6 protein-coding genes are annotated in these 4064 nt (G+C 68.7%); 4 read left to right on the plus strand and 2 right to left on the minus strand.

The features are described from left to right. Positions 1 to 121 precede the first annotated feature (121 nt). Positions 122 to 406 (minus strand): YciI family protein, encoded by a 285-nt coding sequence (locus ACFWPJ_RS15285; protein WP_378851589.1) that lies wholly within the window; start codon positions 404 to 406, stop codon positions 122 to 124. A 35-nt stretch (positions 407 to 441) separates the two neighbouring features. Then, complete coding sequence (locus ACFWPJ_RS15290) at positions 442 to 1008, minus strand: amino-acid N-acetyltransferase (RefSeq protein ID WP_378851592.1); 567 nt, start codon at positions 1006 to 1008, stop codon at positions 442 to 444. Positions 1009 to 1264: 256 nt separating this feature from the next. Between ACFWPJ_RS15290 and pgsA the strand changes: the two genes are divergently transcribed. From pgsA to ACFWPJ_RS15310, 4 genes are all read left to right on the plus strand, one after another. Further along, positions 1265 to 1921, plus strand: a complete 657-nt coding sequence (gene pgsA / locus ACFWPJ_RS15295) for a CDP-diacylglycerol--glycerol-3-phosphate 3-phosphatidyltransferase (protein ID WP_378851594.1) — start codon at positions 1265 to 1267, stop codon at positions 1919 to 1921. After that, positions 1918 to 2409: a CinA family protein gene (locus ACFWPJ_RS15300; RefSeq protein ID WP_378851597.1), complete on the plus strand. Its 492-nt coding sequence runs from the start codon at positions 1918 to 1920 to the stop codon at positions 2407 to 2409. The genes pgsA and ACFWPJ_RS15300 overlap by 4 nt, the downstream gene beginning before the upstream one ends. A gap of 91 nt (positions 2410 to 2500) precedes the next feature. Next, positions 2501 to 2947, plus strand: a complete 447-nt coding sequence (locus ACFWPJ_RS15305; RefSeq protein WP_378851599.1) for a helix-turn-helix domain-containing protein — start codon at positions 2501 to 2503, stop codon at positions 2945 to 2947. Positions 2948 to 3142: 195 nt separating this feature from the next. After that, positions 3143 to 3967 carry a PspA/IM30 family protein gene (locus ACFWPJ_RS15310; RefSeq protein WP_378851602.1) on the plus strand — a complete coding sequence of 275 codons (825 nt, stop codon included), beginning with the start codon at positions 3143 to 3145 and terminating at the stop codon, positions 3965 to 3967. Positions 3968 to 4064: the final 97 nt, after the last annotated feature.

The raw sequence follows: 4064 nt of genomic DNA on the forward strand, positions 1-4064 counted from the left end.
ATGGGTATCCTTGATCGCCGCGGGTGTGGCGCGTGTGGATAAGACCCCAACCCACCCCTCCACCGACCCGCCATCGCCCCGCCACCCCATGTGTCGGGGGATGTGCTGTGTCAGCGGCCGGTCACTCGGCGAAGGCGCCCATCACCGGCAGCCATTCGACGACGCGCACGGCCTCGATCAGGCCCAGCTTCGCGAACGGGTCCTCGGCCAGCAGCGTGGTCAGCGACGGCGCGTCCTCGGCACGGAAGATCAGCAGCGCGCCGGTACCGTCCGGGTACGGCCCGCTGGTGAGCACTGTGCCCGCGTCGACGAGAGCGTTGAGCCAGCCGCGGTGCTCGGGGCGGTTGGTCGCCCGGTCGGCCGCGGTGGCCTCGGTGTAGGTGTAGTGGACGGCGAAGATCGGCACTGTCGATCACTTTCTCGCGGTGGACTTGCGGAAATTCAGAGAGTCAGCAGCATGCGGGTATTGCCGAGGGTGTTCGGCTTGACGTAGCTCAGGTCGAGGAACTCGGCGACGCCGGTGTCGTAGGACCGGCACATCTCGGCGTACACCTCGGCGGTGACGGGCGTGCCGTCGATCTCGACGAAACCGTGCCTGCCGAAGAAGTCCACCTCGAAGGTCAGCACGAACAGCCGCTGCAACTGCAGCTCACGCGCGACCGCGACCAGCCGCTCGACGACGGCGCCACCGACACCGCGGCCTTTCACCGCCGGATCGACGGCGACCGTGCGCACCTCGCCCAAATCGGCCCACAGCACGTGCAGTGCGCCACAGCCGACGACCTGTCCGTCGAGCTCGGCCACCCAGAATTCCTGGACGGACTCGTACAGGGTGACCAGGTTCTTCTCCAGCAGTATGCGGCCCGCGTACTCGTCGACCAGGCGCTTGATCTCGGGGACGTCGGAGGTTCGGGCTCGTCGGACGACCACACCGGAAACAGGCGCCGCGGAGGGCGCGACGGGATGCGCGTCGCTGGTCGAACCACCCAGTGGTCCCCGTGAGGTCATGGGGTGCACAGTAGTCGGCCCGCTTACCGATAGTCTGAACGTGTGCCGCACATCCTGTCGTTCCGCTCACCGCATCGCGCGGGGCTCGACGACCGGATCGAACGGTACTGCGCGCGCGAGCAAACCGCGGGCGAAACGTGTGGATTTCGGCGCAGTGCCGGTGAGTGCCGAGAGGGCGGGGCATGAGAGGTCAGCGCGCGGAGGAGGCAGCCTGCGTAACCACGGAGAGCGCCCGAGCAGGCCGGATGGACGCAGCATGAGCGTGCGACCCGAAGAGATCGACCGCGGGTGGACGGCGGCCGCGCCGCCGCGGGCGGTGCCCGAGCGTGCCGACGCGCAGGTTCCCGTGCTCAATATCGCGAACGTGCTGACCGTCGCGCGCATCGTGCTGGTCCCGTTGTTCGTGCTGGCGCTGTTCGCCGATGGCGGGCACGACACGCGCTGGCGGGTCATCGCGGCCGCGGTGTTCGGGCTGGCGGCGATCACCGATCGTTTCGACGGGCAACTGGCCCGCAAAAACGGTTTGGTGACCGATTTCGGCAAGCTGGCCGACCCCATCGCGGACAAGGCGCTGATCGGTTCCGCGCTGATCGGGCTGTCGATCCTGGGTGATCTGCCCTGGTGGATCACGGTAGTCATCGTCGGACGCGAGCTCGGCATCACCCTGCTGCGGCTGGTCGTGGTCCGGCGCGGGGTGATCCCGGCGGGTCGCGGCGGCAAGCTCAAGACGCTGGTGCAGTCGATCGCCATCGCGCTGCTGCTGTTGCCGCTGTCGGGCGCCTTCGCGACCGCGGGCATGGCGCTGATGTACGCGGCCGTGGCGCTGACCGTGATCACCGGCCTGGACTACGTCGGCCAAGCGGCCCGCCTGTGGCTGGCGGGGGGACGCGCGCGCGGCGAGTCACGCTCGTGAGCGATCCGCTCGTCGTCGGCGCGCCGGTCGCCGAACTGGTCCAGGCACTGACCGCGGCCGGTCAGACTGTCGCCACCGCCGAATCGCTGACCGCGGGCCTGCTGGCCGCCACCGTCGCCGGTGTGCCAGGCGCCAGCGTGGTGCTGCGGGGTGGCCTGATCGTGTACGCCACCGACTTGAAGAACCACCTGGCCTGCGTCGACGACGACATCCTCCGGGCCGACGGTCCGGTCGCCGCGTCGACCGCCGAGCAGCTCGCCGTGGGGGCAAGACAGCGCTGTGGCGCCGACTGGGGTGTGGGCCTGACCGGGGTCGCCGGACCCGATTCCCAGGACGGGCACCCGGTCGGGACGGTATACCTCGGATTGGCCGGTCCGAGTCACAGCGAAGTGGTCCGGTTGAAACTGCACGGCGACCGGTGGACGATCAGAATCGGTGCGGTGCACAGCGCCGTGCGGGAGTTGCTGCGCTGCGTGACGACGAACTAGCCCCGTCCGGGAACCACCGGCCGCTGCTCGACGTTGTGCCAGAAAGAGGTGAGCACCGCTACGGCGGTGACACGAGGTGGAGGAGAACGAGATGACGCTGCTGCGGGAGGCAATCGGGGACAGTCTGCGGCGTGCGCGTCTCGCCCAGCATCGAACGCTGCGCGAGGTGTCGACCTCGGCGCGCGTGAGCCTCGGCTATCTGTCGGAAGTGGAGCGCGGCCGCAAGGAAGCCTCCAGTGAACTGCTCGCCGCCATCTGCGAGGCGCTGGACGTGCCGCTGTCGCGGGTGCTGTGGGACGTGAGCACCATCATGGCCGGCGCGGACGGTTCCGCGCCGCGCGAGCCCGCGCTGACGGGCCCCGCCGTCGAGCGCGAGACCGTCGCGGCCGAGCCCGCCGCCGAGCCGGCCGCCGCGCCCGAGCAGGCCGCCGCGAGCATGTCGGCCGACCAGGGCCCGCGGATCGGCATCGCCGAGGACACTCGCATCGTCATCCCGGCGCCGAGGGCCGAGATGCTGGTACTGGTGAAGGGAATGTGACGCGGCGAACCACGTGCCGGACGCGCGAGACGCTGCACACCGCTGGTGAGAACGGATAGATTCTCATCAGGCGTCGATTGGGCCGGTCTCACCGGCCCGGGTGCCGCATGGTGAAGGATAAGCACATATCTGGTGCGTGACGGTCGCGCACCACCAGTCGCACGAGCGACGCACAGATGGAGGCGGGATCAATCGATGGCTAATCCGTTCGTGAAGGCCTGGAAGTACATGATGGCCCTCTTCGACTCCAAGATCGAAGAGCATGCGGATCCGAAGGTCCAGATTCAGCAGGCTATCGAGGAGGCGCAGCGTCAGCATCAGGCGCTGTCGCAGCAGGCGGCGTCGGTGATCGGCAACCAGCGTCAGCTGGAGATGAAGCTGAACCGCCAGCTCGACGAGGTCGAGAAGCTCAACGCCAATGCCCGTCAGGCCGTCACGCTGGCCGATCAGGCGGCCGCCGCGGGCGATACCGAGAAGGCGATCCAGTACACCAACGCCGCCGAGGCGTTCGCCGCCCAGCTGGTCACCGCCGAGCAGTCGGTGGAAGACCTCAAGGTGCTGCACGACCAGTCCCTGCAGGCCGCCGCACAGGCCAAGAAGGCGGTCGAGCAGAACGCGATGATGTTGCAGCAGAAGGTGGCCGAGCGCACCAAGCTGCTCAGCCAGCTCGAGCAGGCCAAGATGCAGGAGCAGGTCTCGGCCTCGCTGCAGCAGATGGACTCCACCCTGTCCGCACCCGGTTCCACCCCCAGCCTCGACGCGGTGCGCGACAAGATCGAGCGGCGCTACGCCAATGCGCTCGGTGCCGCCGAGCTGGCGCAGAACACGGTGCAGGGTCGCATGATGGAGGTCCAGCAGGCCAGCATCCAGATGGCCGGGCACAGCAAGCTCGAGCAGATCCGCGCCTCGATGCGTGGTGACGCGCTGCCCACCGGCAACAACGCCCAGGCGATCGACCAGGCCAAGCAGCAGCCCGCCCAGGCACCGCAGATCAACAAGGGCCAGACCGCACAGCAGTAATGTTGGAGCGCTGGCGCGCTCGAGTCGCGGCCCCTCCTGTCCCGGCGATCAGGCACCGTTGCTTGCTCCTTCGTCGCCTACGCAACGGCGCCTGATC

The organism is Nocardia sp. NPDC058497, from assembly GCF_042720195.1.
Lineage (GTDB): Bacteria > Actinomycetota > Actinomycetes > Mycobacteriales > Mycobacteriaceae > Nocardia.

Excerpts from the sequence above, each read along its gene's own strand:
- ACFWPJ_RS15290 (WP_378851592.1), bottom strand. The coding sequence starts at position 1,008 with ATGACCTCACGGGGACCACTGGGTGGTTCGACCAGCGACGCGCATCCC.
- pgsA (WP_378851594.1), top strand. The coding sequence starts at position 1,265 with ATGAGCGTGCGACCCGAAGAGATCGACCGCGGGTGGACGGCGGCCGCG.
- ACFWPJ_RS15305 (WP_378851599.1), top strand. The coding sequence starts at position 2,501 with ATGACGCTGCTGCGGGAGGCAATCGGGGACAGTCTGCGGCGTGCGCGT.
- ACFWPJ_RS15310 (WP_378851602.1), top strand. The coding sequence starts at position 3,143 with ATGGCTAATCCGTTCGTGAAGGCCTGGAAGTACATGATGGCCCTCTTC.